Source organism: Exiguobacterium aurantiacum DSM 6208 (assembly GCF_000702585.1).
Taxonomy (GTDB): domain Bacteria; phylum Bacillota; class Bacilli; order Exiguobacteriales; family Exiguobacteriaceae; genus Exiguobacterium; species Exiguobacterium aurantiacum.
In genome coordinates this window covers 2,009,268-2,030,196 of the sequence record NZ_JNIQ01000001.1, presented here as the reverse complement: position 1 = coordinate 2,030,196, position 20,929 = coordinate 2,009,268, and the positions used below count along the sequence as shown (strand labels likewise).

The window sequence follows — 20,929 nt, the reverse complement described above, 5'->3', positions numbered from 1 at the left end:
GAAAAGGGGGAATGAGAAAGAAAAGGAGGCGGACTTACATGAGTGATGGATTAGTTTTGTTGCTTGGGCTACTATTATGTGGATGGATGCTGTTTGCCGTCGTATTTGATGATACAATTAAACGAAGAATTTGACAGGCCGTTTCCTTACGAAACGGTCTTTCGTTTGAGGAGTGAGCAAGATGGAAAAAACACCAGTCATCGTCATCGTCGGTCCGACGGCAGTCGGGAAGACGAAGACCGGGATCGAACTGGCGAAAGCGTTCAATGGTGAGATCGTTTCGGGAGATTCGGTTCAAGTGTATCGCGGAATGGACATCGGTTCGGCCAAAGTAACGGTCGAAGAAGCGGAGGGCATCCCGCACCACTTGATTGACATCTGTGATCCGGATGAACCGATGAGTGTCGCCAAGTTCCAACAACTCGCCCGCGCGGCGATTGACGATATATATGCGCGTGGGAAGCTGCCGATTCTCGTCGGCGGCACCGGCCTATACATTCGGTCGATATTATATGATTACGAGTTCACGGAACGTCCGGTCGACGAGGCGTTGCGTTCGAAGCTCGAGCAAGAAGCGGAACAACAAGGCGCTGCAGTGTTACATGAGCGGTTGCGATCTCTTGACCCGAGACGTGCCGAACTCATCCATCCGAATAACGTCCGTCGTGTCATCCGGGCGCTCGAGGTGGCGCTGCAAGGAGATGTTCAAGCGATGGACAGCGCGCCGTCTGAACACTACGCGTACAAACTGTTCGTCTTGCACGCCGATCGTGACGTATTATACGAGCGTATCAACGAACGGGTGGACGTCATGCTCGCCTCGGGACTCATCGAGGAAGTGGAGCGGCTTCTCGAATCAGGATATGGAGATACCCAGGCGATGCGTGCAATCGGGTACAAGGAAGTCGTACCTTACGTCGAGGGACGTATGTCCGAAGAACGGATGCGGGAGACGCTGAAACAACATACGCGACAATTCGCGAAACGGCAATTAACGTGGTTCCGCCATCAATTTGATGGGATTTGGGTAGATATGGGAAGAAAATCATTTGAACTATCGTATAAAAATATTTATGATGAGGTTGAGGGGTTTTTTCGAAAATTCCGATTATTTGAAAGAGACATAGACTAGGGGGAATGCAACATGAAGGCAAGCTATAACATCCAAGATCACTTTTTGAACCAGTTGCGCAAAGAAATGGTGCCGACGACCGTGTTTTTAGTAAGCGGGTTCCAAATTAGGGGCGTTATCAAGTCGTTTGACAACTTTACCGTCATCGTTGAGTCGGAGGGGCGCCAACAATTGATTTACAAGCATGCGATTTCGACGTTCTCGCCAGCACGAAACGTCACGCTTTATGAGCCGGATGCGGTCGAAGTGACAGAAGGGTGATTAACGCATAAGAAAAGAGCGGCCCGGGGACCGCTCTTTTCTTATGCCGTTTTTACGTTCGGATCACGGTCGATCGCTTCGAGGACGCGATGAATCGCGCAACCGCCGAGAATCGATTCGAGTTGGTCACATAGCTGGGCCGGTGCCGAACGATACAGATGGGCGAACGTCCGCTTCCAAGAACGCTCCGCTGATTGAATCCGGACGAGCAAGTCAGCATGGCCGAGCTCTTTTAGCTTCTCGATGTTCATGCGGTTCGTCCGCGCGAACGCCGATAGGACGACCGCTTTCGCGAGCGGCGTTTGAACCGGATAACCGGCGACGATGAGGGCTGCCATTGCCCCTTTCAACTCGTGCTCGATCACGGATTCAAGCACCGAGTCGTGCGTATATGGATTACCGGCATGACCGGTTACGGCTTGCTCAAGCTCGGCTTCAGGTACCGGGCAGGCGGCCGCGTCTAAAATATGTTGAATGGTCGGATGGTCGTTCGCATAACGTGTCGCTTCCCCTGTCGCGATGAAACGTTCATACGTATCAATTAATGAAATCATGTCGATTCCCCCTTTTTCGAACTATCTATATCGTATCAATAAAGGTAAGCGCTTTCAATATATCGAGCGGATTTTTCCACCTATAACGAAAGTATGTTCGCCTACAAGGGTAAAACACGGTACAATGGGCACAGATGTGAAGGAGGGGCTAACATGAAATATTATCAACAGATCGATCCGGTCACCGGAGGAACGTTCGACCGACAGACGTATCGTATCCCGGCGATGGAGAAGTCCGACGAACGTTTGACAGACCTTACGGACGGGACACCCGTTCAGACGAAGGCGCTTGTCAGCACTGTCGAAGTCCGAGAAGGGAAATCAGGGGCGAAGTGGCTCCAACTGAACGTGACGACGGCAAGCGGATTAATTCGCGCCAAACATTGGTTGCGCGGGAACGAAGATCAGCTGTTGCCGATTTACGAATCGGGCGTCGTCGAACTGTCAGGAAAAATCGATGTCTATCCGAAGCCGGACGGGGCCAAGTCGATCACCATCGACAAAGTGCAACCGATCTCACGCGACGAGGCGGTGTCGTTACTGCCGGGATTGCCAGGTGAGGAGACGATCGAACAGTTCGCTGAAGAGCTGTTCGCGCTCCTATCCACGCTGTCATCAGACGCCCGGAAAATCGCCTATGCGCTGCTCGAAGATGTGTGGGACGATTTCGTTTTGGCGCCAGCGGCTTTGTATCATCATCACAACTACGCCGGTGGGCTATTGAAGCATACGACGTGTATGCTGCGGCTCGGTTATCGGATCCAAGAACAAGACGATTACTTGGCGACGGCGTTTCGTATAATTAAAGAAGCCGAGCAGTTGCACAAAGTAGACGTATGGAATACGATGAACGGTGTAAAAGTCGAGCAAGCGTTCCGTGGGACGTTCGAGTCGCTCTATGCGGCGTGTGAGGCGATCGCTGAGTTGAAAGAACCGTTACGTTGGGACGAGCTTGCCCTTGGTATCTTGTTCCATGATATCGGCAAGTTATACGAGTACAGTCACCTGTTATCGTCACCACGACGATTCGAAGAGTTGTTCGCCGTCAGTGGCACGAGTGAGACAACAGGCATCTCGATCAACCCGATGGGAAGTTTGATCGGTCATATGCCGTATGGTGGGCTGTTGTTCGAGAAGAGCCAACGCAGCGCGGGCGTCGTGTTGCCGCTCGACGTCCATCACCGAATCTGGCATATGATCTTATCGCACCACGGGAAGCGGGAATGGGGATCGAGCGTGCTCCCGGTGACGACGGAAGGCTGGCTCCTTCACTTGATCGACTTGCTCGACGCCCGCTATGAAAAATGGGCACGAGTCCATGACAATCTATGAAGTGAGGTATACGTGATGATTCCCGTGCAATTAGTGACCGGTTTTTTAGGCGCCGGTAAAACGACATATATGAATCGATTGCTCGCCGCGACGAATGAACGCATTTTGCTCATCGTCAACGAGCTCGGTTCGGTCAATCTCGACGAACAATTGATCGTCCAAATGGACCAAGAACAGATCGAGCTGTCTAACGGATGTATCTGTTGCTCGATTCAAAATGATTTGAGCAAGACGTTTTATCAACTCGCAGCTCGTGACAAGACGTTCGATCGCGTCGTCATCGAGACGACAGGGGTCGCCGATCCGGCCCCGATCATTCAGACCATCTATTATGATGATTACTTACGGTCACGCTTTAAATTGACGGCCATCTTGACCGTCGTCGATGCGAGCCAGATGGATCGTGATTTGTTCATCGAAGGGATCCATCAAATCGCTTACGCCGATATGATTTTGTTAAACAAGACAGATCTTGTGGACAGGGCGGCGCTTGAGCGAGCTTATGAGCGGATTCGGACCATCAATCCGACCGTGCGTGTCATCGAGACGGTACAGACAGAAGGAGATTATGACTTGCTCGAGAACACGTTCCAGCTCTCTCGAGTCGACGAAACCGTGCTGTCGGAGTTGACGGATGGACATGGTTCGGTCGCTTCGCTCCGCGCCATCACGTTAACGACGGACGTTCCGCTCGCCAGAGACCGCGTCACACGTTACGTGCGTGAAGTGCTCATGCATTATGAGGAGGACTTGTACCGTTTGAAGGCGATTGTCCGATTAGACGGTGAGGCGTCCAAGTTTGTCGTGCAGGCGACGAACCAGCTCATGGGAGCGACGTTCGCAAACGAGGCGAGCGACGATTCCCGTTCCGTATTCGTATGGATCGGAAAAGAACTCGACCGCGATGCGCTCGAACGTGGATTAAAAGCTTGCGAGGTGAATCAAATATGAAACTCATGCTAGTGGATGGCTTTAATTTGCTATCACGTTATTATTTTGCGACGGAGCGTCGCCGTGCGCTCGACCCTGACGTAACGGTGAAAGGATTGCTTCGAAAAGTGGATGGGTGGACGAACGACTTCACTCATATCGCCTTCTTCTGGGACGGCCCCCGTGAATCAACTCATCGTTTCGCCCTGTTTCCGGACTATAAGGCGACGCGTACCGGGTTACCGGAACCGTTATTTGACGACTACGTCAAATTGCGAGCAGCGTTGACAGAACGCGGGATTTTTCAATCTGAACTTGCCGGTTATGAGGCAGATGATTTGATGGGAGCGGTCGCGACCCAGTTTCCAGGTGAATCATACTTGTACTCTTCAGACCGCGACATGCACCAACTGTTATCGGATACGGTGTTTCAAATCGTCCCGAAAAAAGGAGAAGAAGTTCTTATGAACGGCGAGCTGTTCGAGTCCATATACGGCATCAAACCGCTCCAGTTCGTCGATGTGAAGGCACTCCAAGGCGATGCGTCAGACAACATCCCCGGTGTGCGCGGTATCGGACCGAAGACGGCGACGTTGCTCGTTCAATCGTATAATACCGTTGAAATCCTGTACGAACGTCTGAAGAACGAGCAACTGCTCGAGGCACATCGCAAGTTTTCGAAGAAGCTCGACGGACACGAGGAAATCGCGTTGTTGTCAAAGCAATTGTCGCGTATCGACGTGCATGCGCCGATCGAGACAGACTGGGAGGCGTACCGGTTTGGTTCACATCTATTTTGATGCGGCGACGAATCAACAGACGAGCGAGGTCGGCCTCGGGGTCTGGATGAAGACGTCGGACGGTACGGTCAGTATCCATACACACAAAACATCGGGACTGACGAGCGTCCAAGCCGAGCTCGCCGCGCTCCGCTTTGCGCTTGAACAAGCCCATCGGTTACACGGTGAGACGACGTTCATGATCCACTCGGACGCCGAAACAATCGTTCGGGCACTTGAACAACGGTTCTTAAAAGATCGTTCGGTAAAGCCGCTTTTTCTTGAGGTGCTCATCGCTTATGATGAGTTGCCCGTCACATTCATCAAATGGGTGCCACGTAGTGAAAACAAGGCTGACCGCGTCGCCAAACAGGCGTTATCAAGGGAATGATTGAAAAAGTCGGGACAAGGTCTCGACTTTTTTTAGATTTGACGCCACGCCCGTTTCTTTTTCACATAAGTTTCGCTAGAATGAAAGCGTAGTCAAAAAAAGAGGGGGAATTTTCATGGAATATCGGATTGAAAGGGACACGATGGGGGAAATCAACGTTCCTGCTTCAGCGAAATGGGGCGCACAAACTCAACGGAGCTTGCAAAACTTTAAAATCGGGACGGAGAAGATGCCGCTTGAGGTCGTGCATGCGTTCGCGATTTTGAAGAAAGGAGCTGCCTTGGCCAACGCTGAACTCGGCGTTCTTGAGCAGGACAAGGCGGACATCATCGCCGAAGTCGCAGATGAGATTGTGGCGGGCGACCACGACGCCGAGTTTCCGCTCGTCGTCTGGCAGACAGGTTCGGGTACGCAATCGAACATGAACGTCAATGAAGTCATCGCCCATTTGGCGAACGACAAGTTGAAAGCACGCGGTCAGTCGATCACGATTCATCCGAACGATGACGTCAATAAATCACAAAGTTCAAATGACACGTATCCGACAGCAATGCATATCGCAGCCATCCTCGCGGTAGAAGACAAAGTCCTCCCAGCGATTGAGGCGCTCCATGCGACGCTCGATAAAAAAGCAGAGGCGTATATGGACGTCGTCAAAATTGGACGCACCCACTTGCAAGACGCGACGCCGGTCACGCTCGGGCAAGAAATCAGCGGTTGGGTCCGGATGCTTGAATTATCAAAACAGATGATCGAACGGACGCTCGACCCGTTGACGGAACTCGCGCTCGGCGGAACGGCCGTCGGCACTGGGATTAACGCTCATCCTGAGTTCGGGGAAGTCGTCGCGGCTAAAATTTCGGCGGAGACCGGAAAACAATTCGTGACGGCTGTGAACAAATTCCATGCGCTCACGAGCCACGACCAGCTCGTGTTCACACACGGTGCATTGAAGGCGCTTGCTATGGATGCGATGAAGATTGCCAACGACGTCCGTTGGCTCGCCTCAGGCCCACGTGCCGGTATCGGTGAAATCACGATACCTGAAAATGAGCCAGGCAGCTCGATCATGCCGGGTAAAGTGAACCCGACACAGAGCGAGGCGTTGACGATGGTGGCGGCCCAAGTGCTCGGCAACGATGCGACGATCGGGTTCGGCGCGAGCCAAGGAAATTTTGAATTGAACGTGTTCAAACCGGTCATCATGTACAACTTCTTACAGACGTGCCGTTTGTTGACGGACAGTCTGCATTCGTTCGATGTACACTGTGCGGTCGGCATCGAGCCCGATTTGGATGTGATTGCCCATAACGTGGAACGCTCCCTCATGCTCGTCACGGCGCTCAACCCACACATCGGTTATGAGAACGCGGCGAAAATTGCCAAGTTGGCTCATACACAAGGGACATCGCTTAAAGAAGCGGCGCTTGAAACCGGATTGTTGAGCGAGGAACAATTTGACAAGTGGATTCGTCCGGAAGAAATGACGTCTCCGAACTTAAAAGTGGAAAAATAAGAGAACAGCGGCTGAAAAGCCGCTGTTCTCAGATTGTTGACTAACAGAATGTTTTCGCTCCTCCTCTTGGCGCCTCCGCTTTCCTAGGGGCGAGCAGGGAGCCGCATCGCGACGTTGTCGCTGCTGGGTCTCCCTCCGCTCGCTGATCCCTCAGGAGTCTCCGGCGCCGTCGGATGAGCGACGCGAGAGGCCGCCCTTGGGTGGCCTCTCGTCTTTTTCTGAGGCCTCGACGGCCGATAGAAAAAGCCCCCGATGCGGGCTAAAACCTCGAAAAGCGGGAACTGGTATGTATGGATCGTCACCGCCTCCGAACAGGAAGGGGAATCATCATGTACCGAGTCCATATCGCCAAACGCCATGAACCAATCCGCACCGACGCCTCGCTGGACCAACTGGTCCCGAAAGACCACCTCGTCCGCAAACTCGACCGCCACATCGACTTCTCCATCGTCCACCGGCTATGCGCGCCGCTGTATTCAAACACCGGACAGCCCGGCATCGACCCCGAGATCCTCATCAAGATCATCCTGCTCGGCCCGCTGTTCAACATCCGTTCCGTGCGACAGACCATCAAGGAAATCGAGACGAACCTCGCGTACCGTTGGTTCCTCGGGCTCGGGATGGACGAGAAAATTCCCGACCATTCGACGATCAGCCAGGCCTATCGACGCCGGTTCGCCGGCACGGACGTCTTTAGACAAATCTTCGAGGACATCGTGGGCCAGGCCGAAGCCCACGGCTTCATTTCAGGGCGCATCCTGATCACCGACTCGACCCACATCCGAGCCAACGCGAACAAGAAGAAGTTCGACAAGGTCGAGGTCGAGCAGGTCGTCGGCGATGTCGAGGAAGAGCTTCTCGGCCGGGTGAACGAGGAACGGGCCAAACGAGGAAAAAAGCACTGAAGCCCGCGCGACAGAAGAGGAAGCGTCGACTCATCAAGGTGAGCCGGACCGACCCTGACGCGGGCTATATGTACCGTGACCAGAAGCCGGAAGGCTTTTTCTGGCTGGTGCACCGGACGGTCGACGCCAAGCACAACCTCATCGTCGATGTGCATGTCACGCCCGGGAACGTGTCGGACAGCACCGTCTATCTTGACCGTCTCGACTATATCCTCAACCGTTTCGCCTATCCGCTCGAGGCGGTCGCGCTCGATGCCGGTTACTACACGACCGAGATCGCGAAGGCACTCGTCGAGCGCGGCGTTTTCGGCGTCATCGCCTGGCGGCGGTTCGGTGGGAAGAAGGGGATGATTCGAAAGACGCGGTTCACCTACCTGCCGGACGTGGACGCCTATCTGTGTCCGGCGAAACAGCACCTCACCTATAAGACGACCGACCGTCACGGCTATCACCAGTACGCGTCCGATCCTGCCATCTGTCAGAACTGCCCGCTCCTCGAGAAGTGCACGTCAAGCCGATCGCATCGGCGCGTCATCAACCGCCACATCGATGAGTCCTACCGCGAAGCGGTGAGTGAGAACCGTCTGTCCGCATCGGGCAAGCACCTCTACCGTCTCCGGCCACAGACGGTGGAGCGCTCGTTCGCCGACGGGAAGGAGCTCCACGGTCTCCGCTTCACGTTCTACCGGGGGAAAGAGGCGGTGGACCGCGCCAATCTGGTGGCAGCGACCGCACAAAACATGAAGAAGCTGGCCAACCTGTTGGCCGAAAACGACCGTCTACATAGCATTTTTTCAATTTTATGTCGGGCAGAGCGCCTCGAGCTCGTTGAACACAAAAAAAAGACGAACCCATTCGCCAGAAGCGAATGGGTTCGTCAACAGCCTGAGAACAGCGGCTGAAAAGCCGCTGTTCTCTTATTTATTTTAGGACATAAGTACTAACGATATGGCAAACAATAGGAATTAAATGAGGAAATAGTTGTATTTTCGTGTAGGAAGTCGCATAATCGAAGACAGAAGCGAATTTCGGGAAGAACGAAACTGGGGGGTCGGGAATGGAGCATCAACCAACAGATCGCGTACACGATATATTATCGAAACTGACGGAGGCACGACAGCTTCCGACACACGATATCGAATTTCTTTTAAGTTGGGTGAAGACGGAAGTCCGGAAGCGGCGGCTGATGCATTTACTTGAAATATTCAGCCGTGTCGAGTCGGAAGTTCGGGATTTACCACCCGTCTTATCGCAGGCGGAAGCGAACGCGTTGCTTGCACCGGTCAAACGTTACATACATACGATTCTCGGAATCGATCAAGAAGATGAGGATCTCGTGCTCGTTTTGGCGGCGAGCTTCTCGACGTTCAGCCGATACAAATCGCGCATCGAAAAACTTGGGGCGAGACCGGTGTTTTTACAGACGTTGGAAGAAGCCGTCGAATACGATTATGAAGACGTGCCGAAAGCGATCATCATGGATGTGGAGCTATGGCCTAACTTCCTTGAACGTGACATCCAATCGTTTGTCAGCAAAATGAAAAAACTATACGTACCGCTCATCGTCATCGGGACGAACGAACATTATCGTCTCGCCGCTTACTCGTATGGCTTTGATGACTACTGGGAGTCGTGGATCCCGATGGAAGAACGTCTTGTCCGTCTCGGGTTGCATATCGAAAAGGCGCGTCTCGTCTCGAACGCGCTACTCGTCGATGAGTTGACCGGCGCCTTCAATCGTAAATATTTGAAAGCGACGTTCGGTCGCTTCATGTCCCGGCTCGAACGTTCGGGAGAGAGTTTTACGCTCGCCTTGCTAGACATCGATCACTTCAAGCAACTGAACGACACGTTCGGTCACGCATACGGGGATGAAGTGCTCCACCGGGTCGCTGAAGAGATTCGGCTCGCGATCCGTTCGAGCGACGAATTGATTCGCTACGGTGGTGAGGAGTTTCTCATCATCTTGAACGTCTCGGACCGGGCCGTTGTCGATGCCGTCCTCGAACGTGTTCGGACGCGCATCGAACAGATGACGTTCCCGTACGAGCATCACGTGACGGTGTCGATCGGCTATACCCGCGTCTGTCAGCTCGGCATGACGCTCGGGGAATGGTGTGCGTATGCGGATGAAGCGCTCTACAAGGCGAAACGGGACGGACGCAACCGGATCATCCGATACTCGACGGCGGTCCGGGATGAGAAACGTCTGGCCTACGTCACGATGAGCTCGAAAAAATATGCGCTTTTGGCCGACCAGTTGCCGAAGCAGCATCGCCGCTACGAGATTGTCTATCGACCGTACGGCGCCTACGTCTGTAATGACCATGTCGAAATGTTCATTTTAGACGAATCCGGGTCGAGCGAGGCTCGGACAATGTCCGCCGTGAAAGAGCAACGCGGCAAGTATAGTCACATCCTTGCCGTGACGGCACGCACCGCCGCGGAGCTTGGATTATACGACGATGTGTCCGAAACGGACGGAGAAGACGTCATCACGGAAAAAATTGAACAATGGCTCGAAAAGCTACCAGACTAAAAAAGACATCGACTCAGTCGATGTCTTTTCTGTCGTATTGATAAAATGTGAAACCGTACGCGTGGCGTTCGTCGGCAAGGTGTGATTGCTCGCGCGTGATGACGACGTCAGGGAGTTCCGGGTAAAACGTGTCTGCCTCGAAAGTCCCGTCGACTTCTGTCACGTAAAAACGGTCCGTGAACGGCATCGTCTGCTCATAAAGAGTCGCCCCACCAATGACATAGAAATCTTCAGACGTATCTGACCCGTTGAGCCGGTCGAGATCGTGCCACACCTCGACCCCTTCGGCCTCGAACGTCTCATCCGTCGTGACGACGATGTTACGTCGGTGCGGCAAGGCCCGGCCGATCGATTCATACGTCTTTCGGCCCATCACGATCGTCTGGCCGGTCGTGATCGCTTTGAACTGTTTCAAGTCGTCTGGAAGTTTCCATAACAAGCCGTTATCTTTTCCGATCTCACGATTCGTTCCGTAAGCGACGACGTGGATGATCATACGCTCACCTCTCCTTTAATATGCGGATGCGGGTCATAATCGACAATCTCAAAATCTTCAAAACGGAAGTCCTCGATCGATGAGACGTCACGCAAAATGTTAAGTTTCGGGAGCGGACGCGGCTCACGTGTCAACTGGAGTTTCACTTGTTCGAGATGGTTATGGTAAATGTGCGCATCGCCGAGTGTGTGGACGAAGTCACCGACCTCAAGGTTCGTGACGTGCGCGACCATATGAGTCAACAAGGCGTATGACGCGATATTGAACGGGACGCCGAGGAACGTGTCCGCGCTTCGTTGATAAAGCTGGCACGATAACTTCCCGTCCGCGACATAAAACTGGAACAACAAATGGCACGGCGGGAGCGCCATATCTTCAAGTTGACCCGGGTTCCAAGCCGATACGACTAGGCGACGTGAGTCGGGGTTCGTCTTGATCTGTTCAATCACTTCGGCGAGCTGGTCGACGCTCGTGCCGTCCGGTTTCGGGAACGAGCGCCACTGGGCACCGTAGACGGGACCGAGGTTGCCGTCCTCATCGGCCCACTCGTTCCAAATACGGACGCCGTTGTCTTGCAAATACTTGACGTTCGTGTCGCCCGTGATGAACCAGAGCAGTTCATGGATGATTGAACGTGTATGTAGTTTTTTCGTCGTGATGAGGGGGAACCCGTCCTGAAGGTTGAAACGCATCTGATAGCCGAAGACGCTCGTCGTCCCGGTGCCGGTCCGGTCTTCTTTGACGACACCGTTCTCGAGGATATGGGTGCATAAATCATGGTATTGTTTCATGTGGGAAGTCCCCTTTCTCGTTAAAAATTAACATAAAGACGCACTTATTATAACACAATATATTGATGACATAACGTTCCGAATTCTATATGCAGATGTATTTGTCTGAAAGTACGTCGATTTCTGGAGCGAACGTTATTGGAGCGGGGATGGGTAGTCCGTGACAGAATGGACGCCCTCTGTTAGCTTCGTCATGTTTCGTTGAGAGTATAAATACACATCCCCAAAAATCTCAATCCTCTTTTCTTGAACCCGAATCGCACAGTCTTTGTTGGACGCATAGACCGGCAACTCTTCGGATAAAAGGGCGAGCTCTTGTTTGACTACACCCATGTTATGTTCGAGATCGAAGTGGGAGAGAACTGAAAAGTCATGTAACGCCAGGCCGTTGTAAATCGTCGTTGCGGAAGTCGAATAACCTAAGTTTGGGGAGCAAACCCATTTCGAAGACATATTGATTGCGCCTGCACTGGCTCCGATGACAATACCACCATTAGATTGAATCGACTCTAATAAATCGTACTCATATAAAAACATGTTTTGTTTTACGGTGTCCCCACCTAATAGAAAAATCATCGAAGCCTCACTAATCCGGCGTTTCGCCTCTTTCTGACCTACTTCGTAATTGATTAGATGGTACTCGTCAAATATAATTCCCGCATCCTCTAACCAAGACAGTTCGGTGAACCCGTTTACTGAAGTGGAGGCAGGATTCGAACTGATCATCACGAGCGAATGACGAGTCGTCGTGTCTCGAGATAATGCATGGGCCAAATTATTTGGGAAGAAATTGTTGAACCAGCCTAGATAGTAGTACGTAACCATATTAAGTCTCCTTCAACAGATGATTGAGGAATCAATCTTATTGTACCCGATTTAGTTGGAATCTTTTCCAAAAATAATATGAAGTACTTCTTTATAGAGAGGAATATGGACGGCCCTTCGAATCAACAGCTTTTCTTTCAGCAATCGTTCCGATTCCTCAGCTCGTTTGATAAGTAATGACATCCTATGAACGAGGTGACTTTCCATTTGATTATCTTTCGTTGAAACGGTGAATTCATTAGTAACAACTTCGTGCGACAAAAAGGAGGTTTACGATGAGAGCAGTAATTTGTACCGCATATGGGCCGCCGGATGTGCTACAGCTTCAAGTGGTGGACAAGCCTGTGCCGAAAGACTTTGATCTGATGATTAAAGTTCATACTTCGGCCGTCCATTCAGGAGACCGCCGCCTACGAGCACTCGATGTACCGGCAGCTGGTAAGCTTCCGATGCGGGTCGTCGTCGGTTTCACGGCGCCGCGACAGCCGATTTTAGGTGTCGTCTTGGCAGGGGAAGTCGTTGAGACGGGCAGACGCGTCGAGCATTTCAAGGTCGGAGATCGCGTCTATGCGTTGACCGGGATGCGATTCGGAGGATACGCCGAATATGCGTGTGTCAAAGAGAGTAAGTGTGTCGAACTCATGCCTCAAAACGCTAGCTATGTCGAAGCGGCATGCCTACCGTTCGGCGGGACGACCGCCCTTCATTTTTTGCGAAAAGTGAACATTGAGCAAGCGAAGACCGTATTGATATACGGGGCTTCCGGTGCAGTCGGTTCAATGGCCGTTCAAATCGCGAAATATTACGGGGCTCACGTGACGGCTGTCTGTAGGGAACGAAATTTTGAACTCGTAAGAAGTTTAGGGGCAGACGTTGTGGTCGATTATACGACAGCAGGATACGATAACAACTTGACCATGTATGACGCCGTGTTTGATGCGGCCGGTAAAATCGATAAACAAATGGCCCGTAAGCATATCGGGGAACATGGAAAGTTTAGTTCCGTAGCCGGTCAAGGTGTCTCAAGTGAACGGAAGGAGGACCTGACTTTTCTGAACGAACTGTTCGACTCGGGACGTGTGAGAGCCGTCATTGACTCGATTTATCCGCTCGAGGACATCGTCGCGGCCCATCGTTACGTGGATGCGGGCGGGAAGACCGGAAATGTCATCGTGACAGTGGCACGAACGGATTAATTGAACAAATAAGTTAAAGGTTAAAGGCGTGCGTTTCGTCGATAGTCTTTGTTTTCGCCACGTTGCTTATAGGGTATACTTGTGAAAGACAATGAAAGGGAGGGGTTCGATGAAATTACAAGGTATGAACATCCTGCAAATCGTCAGTGACGATTTTGAAGATTTAGAACTGTGGTATCCGATCCACCGCTTGCGAGAGGAAGGCGCGAACGTCATCCTCGCCGGGGAGAAAGGTGCGCACGTCTACACGGGGAAATATGGCGTTCCCGCAAAGTCCGACGTCGCGTTTGAAGACGTGGACATCACGTCATTCGATGCGTTGCTCGTGCCTGGTGGTTGGTCACCAGACTTGTTACGTCGCTTTGACTCGGTGAAAGGGTTCGTCCGTTATATGCATGACCAAAAACGTCCGATCGGTCAAATTTGCCATGCCGGCTGGGTGCTCATTTCCGCTGACATTCTTAAAGGTGTCAACGTTACAAGCACACCAGGCATTAAAGATGATATGGAAAACGCAGGTGCGATCTGGCATGATGAGCCGGTCGTCGTCGATGGGCATATCGTTTCGAGTCGTCGTCCACCTGATTTGCCAGATTATATGCGCGCCTTCATCGATGTGATGGCGAAGCGCTGAACAACTTATAAAGGAGCTTACGAACGTTGAACCTTAAATCAAATCCAATTCTCCGCAAATCGATGGAGACGTCTTCTTATGCGACCGCACCGATGACGAAAGCCGGTACGTGGTCTAAAATCTTCATGTTGCTCATGCTCGTCACAGCGACTGCCGGAGTGACATGGTCGCTCGTCCCAACGATCGGAGAAGGCCTTCTCTTCCCGATCATGATCGGGTCGCTCATCCTTGGGCTATTGCTCGCGCTCGTCATCATGTTCAAACCGCACACGGCACCTGTCGTCGCCCCGCTCTACGGGATCGTCGAAGGCGTCTTCGTCGGGACGATCTCGTACTTCTTTGAATCAATGGTGCCAGGCATCGTCGGTCGTGCCGTGTTGACGACGTTCGTCGTCGCTTTCGCGATGTGGTTCGTCTACTCGACAGGTCTCGTCAAAGTGACGCAGAAGTTCCGCGCCGGTATCATGGCCGCCATCTTTACGGTCATGCTCCTTTATCTCTTCCAAATCGGGATGAGTTTCTTCGGAGCAGGACTACCGTTCATGACAGGTTCATCACCGCTCGCAATCGGTGTCCAGTTCGTGATCGTCATCATCGCCTCGCTCGCGCTCGTTCTCGACTTCGACTATATCGCGCGACAAGTCGAAGACCGGGCACCGAAACATCTCGAGTGGGTGGCCGCGTTCGGTTTGATTGTGACGCTCATCTGGCTCTATATCGAGTTGCTCGACTTATTGTATCGTCTCGCGATGCGCGACTAAAAATCATCGGCCACAAGGCCGGTGATTTTTTTCAGGAAGACAGGAAAGGATGTGAATGCCCTCATCCGTTGAGGGCGAAACGTATGAAGAAAGTCATCATCATCGGTTCAGGGATCGTCGGTATCTCGGCCGCTTATCATTTGGCGGGGAAAGCTGATGTCACCGTCATTGACAGAAAAGAAGTCGGACGGGCGACCGACGCCGCGGCAGGGATCGTCTGCCCGTGGATCGCCCAGCGCCGTAACAAGGCATGGTACGCGCTCGCCAAAGGCGGTGCCCGCCACTATGCGACAGTCGTCGACGACTTGAAGCGAGAAGGCGAGACAGAGACCGGTTACAAACGTGTCGGGACGCTCGCTTTACATGAAGACAAGAAGTTGAACGAGATGCAAGAACGGACGGCGCTGCGCCGGGAAGAAGCACCTGAAATCGGTGACTTGACCCGGCTGACGGCAGAAGAAGCGAGAGCGCTGTTCCCACCGCTCTCGGACGAATATGACGCTCTCCTCGTCGCAGGCGGGGCTCGCGTCGATGGGGAGAAGTTGCGAGCGGCCCTCGAACGGGTCGCCGTGAAGCGCGGCGTGACCTTGATTGACGGCTCGGCCGTCCTCGTTGAAACGGACGGCTATCATGTCGAGTGCGACGGTGTCCGCTTTGAGGCAGATGAGATCGTGCTCGCCTGCGGGGCGTGGTTGCCCGAGTTGATGGAGCCGATTGGTTACACGGCCCGTGTCGCCGGGGAAAAAGCGCAAATCGTGCACGTACAGCTGCCAGATACAGACGCGTCCGACTGGCCGGTCGTCATGCCGCCGCGTCGCCGCTATTTGCTCGGATTTGAAGCAGGACGAATCGTCATCGGCTCGACACATGAGCGGGGGAAGGCGTTCGACACACGACCGACGGCAATCGGGATTCATGAGGTGCTCTCGAAAGGGTTAGAATCGGCCCCGGGACTCGCCGAAGCCGAACTGATTGAGACGCGGGTCGGCTTCCGTCCGGTCACCCCGAACTCGATTCCGATTCTCGGTCGCGTGCCGGGAGCGGAGCAGTTGCTCGTCGCGAACGGTCTCGGGTCATCCGGTTTGACAGTCGGTCCGTACATTGGGAAAGTGCTCGCGGACCTCGTTCTGACCGGGGACTGTGAGCTTGATCTATCACTCTATCCGATGGCGGAATCGGTATTTAAAACGGAAGACAACTAATCGAAGCAAGGCAGTGAACGAATGCGGTACGAATTTGATTTGATCGACGATGAAAATGATGAGTTTGAGCAGCTGGCGGATAATGTAGGCACGGTCATGGTGTTTGATGAGTCGTGGGAAAACGTCAGCCCGCAAAGCAAGGTGATGATCTCATTGAGCCAAAATGCCATGATTGGTCTCGGCACGGAGTTGATTCGAATGGCACACCGCTTCGAAGTCGGCCGACACGTTCATGTTGAACCGATGATGGAAGGATTGGTTTGTCAACGCATGGGTGTCTTTATGACGCCGAAAAGTTCGGAACTGATTATCGCCTGCGGAGACGAATTGGACGTGGATTCGTACATCCCCCCTGAACTTCAAGAGTAGCATCTCCACTACGTTACCGGAATATAAAAAGTCGCCTATCACTTCTACACGCACAAGAAGGGGAAGGCGACTTTTTAGTTATTTTTTCTCATGATTCCGTGGAGGAAAAAATGAAAATGTTCGCGCATCGTGTCGGTCATCTGTGCCGTGGAAAGTTGAGGGTCCGACAAGATGGCATGTTGCATCAATTGAACGTAGCGCAAATAAGCGTCGGTCGAGATGTCCGGGTCGACCGCTCCGGTCATCTTGCCGTACTCGATCAAGTTCCGAAACGCGGCGTACCCGCGGGCCGCGAGTTGTTGCCACGATGGGTCGGTCGTGACGATCGTCAACACCGTGTCGTCGAACATTCCCGCCGATTCAATTTTTCGTCTCAAAATGTCAATCAACAACTGCTCAAACGGGATCTGTTCCTCGATCCGCTGCTCGATCCAATTCATTTCTTGCACGGTCAGGTGCGTGAGGACGTGCAGGATGACTTGCTCTTTCGAACCGAAGTAATTGTAAATCGAGACAGGAGAGACCGAGGCGGCACGGGCAAGCTCGTTGATCGTAAAGCGCGACTGTTCTTTTGTCATGAGCGTCCGAGCGGCCTCGAGTATGGCTCGGCGCTTCTCTTCGGTCCGTTTCGTGAATCCGTCCATCAGTAACCCTCCCTTCTATTATTTTGTAATCAATATACCATTTCCATTTCAAAAAATAACGTGATATACTAGTTTTGTAATGATAATGTTCATATATTTCAAAAATAGGGGGGATATCCATGATTCAAATCGAGCGGTTGACGAAGCGGTTCGACGCGTCGCACGGTATCTTTGACGTCTCGTTGGCGGTCGAACGAGGGACCGTCTTTGGTTTCATCGGTCCGAACGGGGCAGGTAAATCGACGACGATCCGCCACTTGATGGGGTTGCTTCATGGCGACTCTGGTAAAGCGACGATCATGGGACATGATTGTTGGCGGGAGAGTGAGACGGTGAAGGCGTACGTCGGCTACTTGCCCGGCGAGATCAATTACCCGCAAGACATGACGGGGGAAGAGATCATTCGGCTGACGAGTCGCCTGCACGAGACGAGTATTGAACGAGAGACACGTCTCCGCCAAATCTTTGCGTTCGATACGACGTTAAAAGTCCGAAAAATGTCAAAAGGGATGAAACAAAAGCTAGCAATCGTGACGTGCTTCATGAAAGATGCCCCCGTTTATTTGTTGGACGAACCGACGAGTGGTCTCGACCCGCTCATGCAAGAACGGCTCATCGAATGGGTGCTCGCCGAGAAAGCGTCTGGGAAAGCCATCTTAATGAGCTCCCACCACTTTCCGGAGATGGAGAAGACGTGTGACCGGGCCGCGCTCATTAGAGACGGACGGATTATCATTGAGTCCGAGATGAACGAACTAAAGCGAAGAAGTGTGAAGACGTATCAGGTCGGGTTGAAAAGCGAGACCGATGCGGGTGCGCTGGCGTCACAGATCGGGACACGCGACGGTCGCAACGTCGTCGTCTCGATTTCGAGTCCAGAAGAACTGAACGGATTTCTCGCCATGTTGACGCAATTTGAAGTGGAGTCGCTCACGAGCGGGGCCGACGAGCTCGAGCACATGTTCATGCAATATTATGGGGAGGCGACGTAAATGGTATTGATCGCATCGCTATTTAAACAAAACCGCAGTTGGATTTTAGGATACTCGATCGGAACGAGTCTATATTTGTTCTTCTTGGCCTCTGTCTTTCCGTCGATCAAAGAGACAGGCTTGATCGAAGGGAAACTCGAATCATTGCCCCCTGAGCTGCTCGAGGTGTTCAAGATCGACCCGACTCTCGCAATGGACAACGTCATCAATTTACTCGGAGGCAACTATTATGGCCTCATCTTTTACGTCCTCGCGATCTTGTTCGCGCTCACGTTTGCATCACGACTCATGGGGAAACCGGTCGATTCGGGAGAAGTCATGCTGTTCATGGCGGCACCAATCTCACGACGTGCCTACGTCTCGGCGAGTCTTGTCGTCTTGCTCATCGCAACGATTCTATTCGTCGGGTTGAACGGACTGAGCCTAACGCTCGCTGACGTGCTGTTTGACTTGGCAATCGATTACGGCGTCATGTGGACGTTGCAATTGAACGCGGGTCTCATTTTACTCGTTCTCGGTGCCATCGCCTATATTCTAGCGAGTCTGTTCGATGACAGCACCCGTTCTTACATGGTGACGGGTGGCTTGTTCGCTCTCTTCTTGATCGCGAACATTTTCTCTGGTTTCAGCGAGCGGCTCGAGTGGCTCGAACGTTTATCGCTCTTTTCGCTGTTTGACGCTAACGCCCAAGTGGGAGGCGACGTTCCCTTGCTGTCCCTACTCGTGCTGAGTGGATTGTTCCTCTTTGCCGCGTTAGCTTGCTATGCCCGCTTCACCCGAAAAGATTTGACGATTTAGTTTTTCGGAATAAGATCTCGGGTATGTTACAATCAGCTCGAACAGTTGAAAGGGGAATGATGATATGCAACTCGCAACGTTACGAAATGGCGTTCAAATCCCGATGATTGGGTTCGGCGTCTGGCAAGTCGATAATGAGACCGAGGCGCCACAAGCGGTCGCTGAGGCGTTAAAAGTCGGTTACCGCCATATCGATACGGCAGCCGTCTATAAAAACGAAGAGGGCGTAGCTAAAGGCATTACGACTTCAGGAGTCAGCCGCGACGACATCTTCTTGACGTCGAAGATATGGAACGAGGATATCCGTCAAGGACGGACGAAGGAAGCGTTCGCCGAATCGCTCGCGCGCCTTGAGACGGACTACTTGGACTTGTGCCTCTTGCATTGGCCGGTCGATGGCTTTGTCGAGGCGTGGAAAGACCTCATTGATTTATATGAGGCTGGAAAGATCAAAGCGATCGGTGTCTCAAACTTCAAAGAGCATCACCTCGAGGCGTTGAAAGAAGCGGGACTCATGATACCGCTCATCAACCAAGTCGAGTTGCATCCACAACTACCGCAACCGGACCTTGTCGAGTATTGTCAAGACGAAGGTATCCAAATCGAGGCGTGGAGCCCGCTCATGCAAGGTAAGTTCCTCGACATCCCTGTGTTCGCGGAGATCGCCGAGAAGCATGGGAAGACGCCAGCCCAAGTCGTCCTCCGTTGGCACTTGGAGACAGGGAACGTCGCCTTGCCGAAATCGGTGACGCCACATCGAATTAAAGAAAACTTCGACGTGTTCGACTTCACGCTCGATGCGGACGACATGGCGAAAATTGATGCGGCTGCGACTAACGAACGTCTAGGGCCAGATCCTGACAATATTGATTTTTAAACACATTGAGACCCGTTTTTGGGTCTCTTTTTGTGTATGAGCGGAGTCTCATGGGTATAGAAAACTATGTTAATAAAGGAGGTGTCAGATCTTCTTCGGGAGATCCTATTTATGGACTTATCAAAATGGCCATTGATCAACTGGCTGGCGTTTTTGGCGACCGTCGTCATCAACTACTTTGCGAGCGGGGATAATGCGGCAGTGTCGGACCGGATCGACATTTACTTCAAACCGGCCGGCTACGCGTTCTCGATTTGGGGACTGATTTACGTGGCGCTCGCCGTTTGGCTCGTTTTACAATTGAAAAAAGGGTCGGTCGCGAATCGGCAGGCGAATCGGATTAAGGCAGGGTTTCTCGTCTCCTGCATATTGAACGGCTTGTGGCTTCTCGCCTTCACGAATGAATGGTTCATCGCCTCGCTCGTCGTCATGGTGCTCTTTTTGGCGACGCTCGCATGGCTGTATCACGTGGCGTTCCGGACATCGACGAGCTGGCTCGATCGCTTTCCTTTCTCGGTCTATATCGGCTGGGTGTCGGTCGCGACGATTGTCAACGTGTTCGTCGTCATGAAAACAGAACGCATCACGACCGTGCTCGGTCTCGATGAACTCGCCTGGACGTCGCTCATGCTCATGGTCGGTGTCGTCCTCGCCCTCGTCTTTATGTGGTGGCACCGTGATTTCATTTATCCACTCGTGTTCGTGTGGGCCTATATCGCTATTTTCGCCAGAATCGACAACGCGACGCTTTACGTCGTCCTTGTCAGTGCGTTGATTTTGCTCACGCTCGGATATGTCGGGCTCATCATTTGGAAACGCCCGCGCGGGTTTCTCCATCACTCTCGTAAAACAATCCAATAAGCCAAATGACCGTCAACTGATGACGGTCATTTTTTTTGTGTTCTCAAGAACTTAAAAGTTAATATATTTCATGGATAATTATTCTTTATTTATCATAAGTTATTTTAAATAAAGGCTTGGTAAAGCTAGTGATAACGCTTTCAA

22 protein-coding genes and 1 pseudogene are annotated in these 20,929 nt (G+C 52.4%); 18 read left to right on the top strand and 5 right to left on the bottom strand.

Going from position 1 to position 20,929, the window contains the following annotated elements; genetic code table 11:
- The first annotated feature begins 181 nt into the window (after positions 1-181).
- Complete coding sequence (gene miaA, locus P398_RS0110755; RefSeq protein ID WP_029335209.1) at positions 182-1,132, top strand: tRNA (adenosine(37)-N6)-dimethylallyltransferase MiaA; 951 nt, start codon at positions 182-184, stop codon at positions 1,130-1,132.
- A gap of 12 nt (positions 1,133-1,144) precedes the next feature.
- The gene (hfq, locus tag P398_RS0110750) at positions 1,145-1,393 is read left to right on the top strand and encodes an RNA chaperone Hfq (RefSeq protein ID WP_012726185.1); all 249 of its coding nucleotides are present in this window, start codon (positions 1,145-1,147) and stop codon (positions 1,391-1,393) included.
- Between the two features lie 41 nt (positions 1,394-1,434).
- Here hfq and P398_RS0110745 read toward each other — a convergent pair whose 3' ends face one another.
- Positions 1,435-1,947 carry a hypothetical protein gene (locus tag P398_RS0110745; protein ID WP_024370278.1) on the bottom strand — a complete coding sequence of 171 codons (513 nt, stop codon included), beginning with the start codon at positions 1,945-1,947 and terminating at the stop codon, positions 1,435-1,437.
- 153 nt (positions 1,948-2,100) lie between these two features.
- Between P398_RS0110745 and P398_RS0110740 the strand changes: the two genes are divergently transcribed.
- The 7 genes and pseudogenes from P398_RS0110740 to P398_RS0110705 all read left to right on the top strand — a co-directional run bounded on the left by P398_RS0110740 (position 2,101) and on the right by P398_RS0110705 (position 10,339).
- Positions 2,101-3,279: a DNA-binding protein gene (locus tag P398_RS0110740; protein WP_235263346.1), complete on the top strand. Its 1,179-nt coding sequence runs from the start codon at positions 2,101-2,103 to the stop codon at positions 3,277-3,279.
- A gap of 15 nt (positions 3,280-3,294) precedes the next feature.
- The gene (locus P398_RS0110735; protein WP_024370280.1) at positions 3,295-4,230 is read left to right on the top strand and encodes a CobW family GTP-binding protein; all 936 of its coding nucleotides are present in this window, start codon (positions 3,295-3,297) and stop codon (positions 4,228-4,230) included.
- Positions 4,227-5,009 carry a 5'-3' exonuclease gene (locus P398_RS0110730; RefSeq protein ID WP_024370281.1) on the top strand — a complete coding sequence of 261 codons (783 nt, stop codon included), beginning with the start codon at positions 4,227-4,229 and terminating at the stop codon, positions 5,007-5,009. Before P398_RS0110735 ends, P398_RS0110730 begins: the two co-directional genes overlap by 4 nt.
- The gene (locus tag P398_RS0110725) at positions 4,990-5,379 is read left to right on the top strand and encodes a reverse transcriptase-like protein (protein ID WP_029335203.1); all 390 of its coding nucleotides are present in this window, start codon (positions 4,990-4,992) and stop codon (positions 5,377-5,379) included. Before P398_RS0110730 ends, P398_RS0110725 begins: the two co-directional genes overlap by 20 nt.
- A gap of 115 nt (positions 5,380-5,494) precedes the next feature.
- Entirely contained in the window at positions 5,495-6,895 is a 1,401-nt protein-coding gene (gene fumC / locus P398_RS0110720; protein WP_024370283.1) for a class II fumarate hydratase, read from the top strand.
- A 329-nt stretch (positions 6,896-7,224) separates the two neighbouring features.
- A pseudogene (locus P398_RS16400) lies at positions 7,225-8,564 on the top strand (IS1182 family transposase); the annotation flags it as partial.
- 293 nt (positions 8,565-8,857) lie between these two features.
- A complete protein-coding gene (locus P398_RS0110705) occupies positions 8,858-10,339 on the top strand; it encodes a GGDEF domain-containing protein (protein ID WP_024370284.1) in 1,482 nt (493 codons plus the stop codon).
- A gap of 13 nt (positions 10,340-10,352) precedes the next feature.
- Here P398_RS0110705 and P398_RS0110700 read toward each other — a convergent pair whose 3' ends face one another.
- The 3 genes from P398_RS0110700 to P398_RS0110690 form a co-directional block, all read right to left on the bottom strand.
- Positions 10,353-10,835: a dihydrofolate reductase gene (locus P398_RS0110700; protein WP_029335199.1), complete on the bottom strand. Its 483-nt coding sequence runs from the start codon at positions 10,833-10,835 to the stop codon at positions 10,353-10,355.
- A complete protein-coding gene (locus P398_RS0110695; RefSeq protein WP_029335198.1) occupies positions 10,832-11,626 on the bottom strand; it encodes a thymidylate synthase in 795 nt (264 codons plus the stop codon). Before P398_RS0110695 ends, P398_RS0110700 begins: the two co-directional genes overlap by 4 nt.
- A 135-nt stretch (positions 11,627-11,761) precedes the next feature.
- Entirely contained in the window at positions 11,762-12,451 is a 690-nt protein-coding gene (locus P398_RS0110690; protein ID WP_051638905.1) for a Type 1 glutamine amidotransferase-like domain-containing protein, read from the bottom strand.
- A gap of 275 nt (positions 12,452-12,726) precedes the next feature.
- Here P398_RS0110690 and P398_RS0110685 point away from each other — a divergent pair, with 275 nt between their 5' ends.
- The 5 genes from P398_RS0110685 to P398_RS0110665 all read left to right on the top strand — a co-directional run bounded on the left by P398_RS0110685 (position 12,727) and on the right by P398_RS0110665 (position 16,613).
- Positions 12,727-13,647: an NAD(P)-dependent alcohol dehydrogenase gene (locus P398_RS0110685; protein ID WP_029335192.1), complete on the top strand. Its 921-nt coding sequence runs from the start codon at positions 12,727-12,729 to the stop codon at positions 13,645-13,647.
- 109 nt (positions 13,648-13,756) lie between these two features.
- Positions 13,757-14,281: a type 1 glutamine amidotransferase domain-containing protein gene (locus tag P398_RS0110680; protein WP_024370289.1), complete on the top strand. Its 525-nt coding sequence runs from the start codon at positions 13,757-13,759 to the stop codon at positions 14,279-14,281.
- Between the two features lie 26 nt (positions 14,282-14,307).
- Positions 14,308-15,042 carry a Bax inhibitor-1/YccA family protein gene (locus tag P398_RS0110675; RefSeq protein ID WP_024370290.1) on the top strand — a complete coding sequence of 245 codons (735 nt, stop codon included), beginning with the start codon at positions 14,308-14,310 and terminating at the stop codon, positions 15,040-15,042.
- Positions 15,043-15,125: 83 nt separating this feature from the next.
- Positions 15,126-16,244 carry an NAD(P)/FAD-dependent oxidoreductase gene (locus tag P398_RS0110670; protein WP_029335191.1) on the top strand — a complete coding sequence of 373 codons (1,119 nt, stop codon included), beginning with the start codon at positions 15,126-15,128 and terminating at the stop codon, positions 16,242-16,244.
- A 21-nt stretch (positions 16,245-16,265) separates the two neighbouring features.
- Positions 16,266-16,613, top strand: coding sequence for a hypothetical protein (locus tag P398_RS0110665; RefSeq protein WP_029335186.1), 348 nt, complete (start codon positions 16,266-16,268; stop codon positions 16,611-16,613).
- A gap of 74 nt (positions 16,614-16,687) precedes the next feature.
- Here the strand turns inward: P398_RS0110665 and P398_RS0110660 are convergent, their stop codons facing one another.
- Complete coding sequence (locus tag P398_RS0110660; protein WP_029335184.1) at positions 16,688-17,257, bottom strand: TetR/AcrR family transcriptional regulator; 570 nt, start codon at positions 17,255-17,257, stop codon at positions 16,688-16,690.
- A 119-nt stretch (positions 17,258-17,376) separates the two neighbouring features.
- On the opposite strand from P398_RS0110660, the gene P398_RS0110655 reads away from it, so the two are divergent.
- The 4 genes from P398_RS0110655 (at position 17,377) to P398_RS0110640 (ending at position 20,785) form a co-directional block, all read left to right on the top strand.
- Positions 17,377-18,249 carry an ABC transporter ATP-binding protein gene (locus P398_RS0110655; protein ID WP_029335183.1) on the top strand — a complete coding sequence of 291 codons (873 nt, stop codon included), beginning with the start codon at positions 17,377-17,379 and terminating at the stop codon, positions 18,247-18,249.
- Complete coding sequence (locus P398_RS0110650; RefSeq protein WP_029335181.1) at positions 18,250-19,047, top strand: ABC transporter permease subunit; 798 nt, start codon at positions 18,250-18,252, stop codon at positions 19,045-19,047.
- 64 nt (positions 19,048-19,111) lie between these two features.
- Positions 19,112-19,924, top strand: coding sequence for an aldo/keto reductase (locus tag P398_RS0110645; RefSeq protein WP_024370296.1), 813 nt, complete (start codon positions 19,112-19,114; stop codon positions 19,922-19,924).
- A gap of 111 nt (positions 19,925-20,035) precedes the next feature.
- On the top strand, positions 20,036-20,785 hold the full coding sequence (locus tag P398_RS0110640; RefSeq protein ID WP_029335179.1) for a tryptophan-rich sensory protein: 750 nt from the start codon (positions 20,036-20,038) through the stop codon (positions 20,783-20,785).
- Positions 20,786-20,929: the final 144 nt, after the last annotated feature.

Excerpts from the sequence above, each read along its gene's own strand:
- miaA (WP_029335209.1), top strand. The coding sequence starts at position 182 with ATGGAAAAAACACCAGTCATCGTCATCGTCGGTCCGACGGCAGTCGGG.
- hfq (WP_012726185.1), top strand. The coding sequence starts at position 1,145 with ATGAAGGCAAGCTATAACATCCAAGATCACTTTTTGAACCAGTTGCGC.
- P398_RS0110745 (WP_024370278.1), bottom strand. The coding sequence starts at position 1,947 with ATGATTTCATTAATTGATACGTATGAACGTTTCATCGCGACAGGGGAA.
- P398_RS0110740 (WP_235263346.1), top strand. The coding sequence starts at position 2,101 with ATGAAATATTATCAACAGATCGATCCGGTCACCGGAGGAACGTTCGAC.
- P398_RS0110735 (WP_024370280.1), top strand. The coding sequence starts at position 3,295 with ATGATTCCCGTGCAATTAGTGACCGGTTTTTTAGGCGCCGGTAAAACG.
- P398_RS0110730 (WP_024370281.1), top strand. The coding sequence starts at position 4,227 with ATGAAACTCATGCTAGTGGATGGCTTTAATTTGCTATCACGTTATTAT.
- fumC (WP_024370283.1), top strand. The coding sequence starts at position 5,495 with ATGGAATATCGGATTGAAAGGGACACGATGGGGGAAATCAACGTTCCT.
- P398_RS0110705 (WP_024370284.1), top strand. The coding sequence starts at position 8,858 with ATGGAGCATCAACCAACAGATCGCGTACACGATATATTATCGAAACTG.
- P398_RS0110700 (WP_029335199.1), bottom strand. The coding sequence starts at position 10,835 with ATGATCATCCACGTCGTCGCTTACGGAACGAATCGTGAGATCGGAAAA.
- P398_RS0110695 (WP_029335198.1), bottom strand. The coding sequence starts at position 11,626 with ATGAAACAATACCATGATTTATGCACCCATATCCTCGAGAACGGTGTC.
- P398_RS0110690 (WP_051638905.1), bottom strand. The coding sequence starts at position 12,451 with ATGGTTACGTACTACTATCTAGGCTGGTTCAACAATTTCTTCCCAAAT.
- P398_RS0110685 (WP_029335192.1), top strand. The coding sequence starts at position 12,727 with ATGAGAGCAGTAATTTGTACCGCATATGGGCCGCCGGATGTGCTACAG.
- P398_RS0110680 (WP_024370289.1), top strand. The coding sequence starts at position 13,757 with ATGAAATTACAAGGTATGAACATCCTGCAAATCGTCAGTGACGATTTT.
- P398_RS0110670 (WP_029335191.1), top strand. The coding sequence starts at position 15,126 with ATGAAGAAAGTCATCATCATCGGTTCAGGGATCGTCGGTATCTCGGCC.
- P398_RS0110665 (WP_029335186.1), top strand. The coding sequence starts at position 16,266 with ATGCGGTACGAATTTGATTTGATCGACGATGAAAATGATGAGTTTGAG.
- P398_RS0110660 (WP_029335184.1), bottom strand. The coding sequence starts at position 17,257 with ATGGACGGATTCACGAAACGGACCGAAGAGAAGCGCCGAGCCATACTC.
- P398_RS0110655 (WP_029335183.1), top strand. The coding sequence starts at position 17,377 with ATGATTCAAATCGAGCGGTTGACGAAGCGGTTCGACGCGTCGCACGGT.
- P398_RS0110650 (WP_029335181.1), top strand. The coding sequence starts at position 18,250 with ATGGTATTGATCGCATCGCTATTTAAACAAAACCGCAGTTGGATTTTA.
- P398_RS0110645 (WP_024370296.1), top strand. The coding sequence starts at position 19,112 with ATGCAACTCGCAACGTTACGAAATGGCGTTCAAATCCCGATGATTGGG.
- P398_RS0110640 (WP_029335179.1), top strand. The coding sequence starts at position 20,036 with ATGGACTTATCAAAATGGCCATTGATCAACTGGCTGGCGTTTTTGGCG.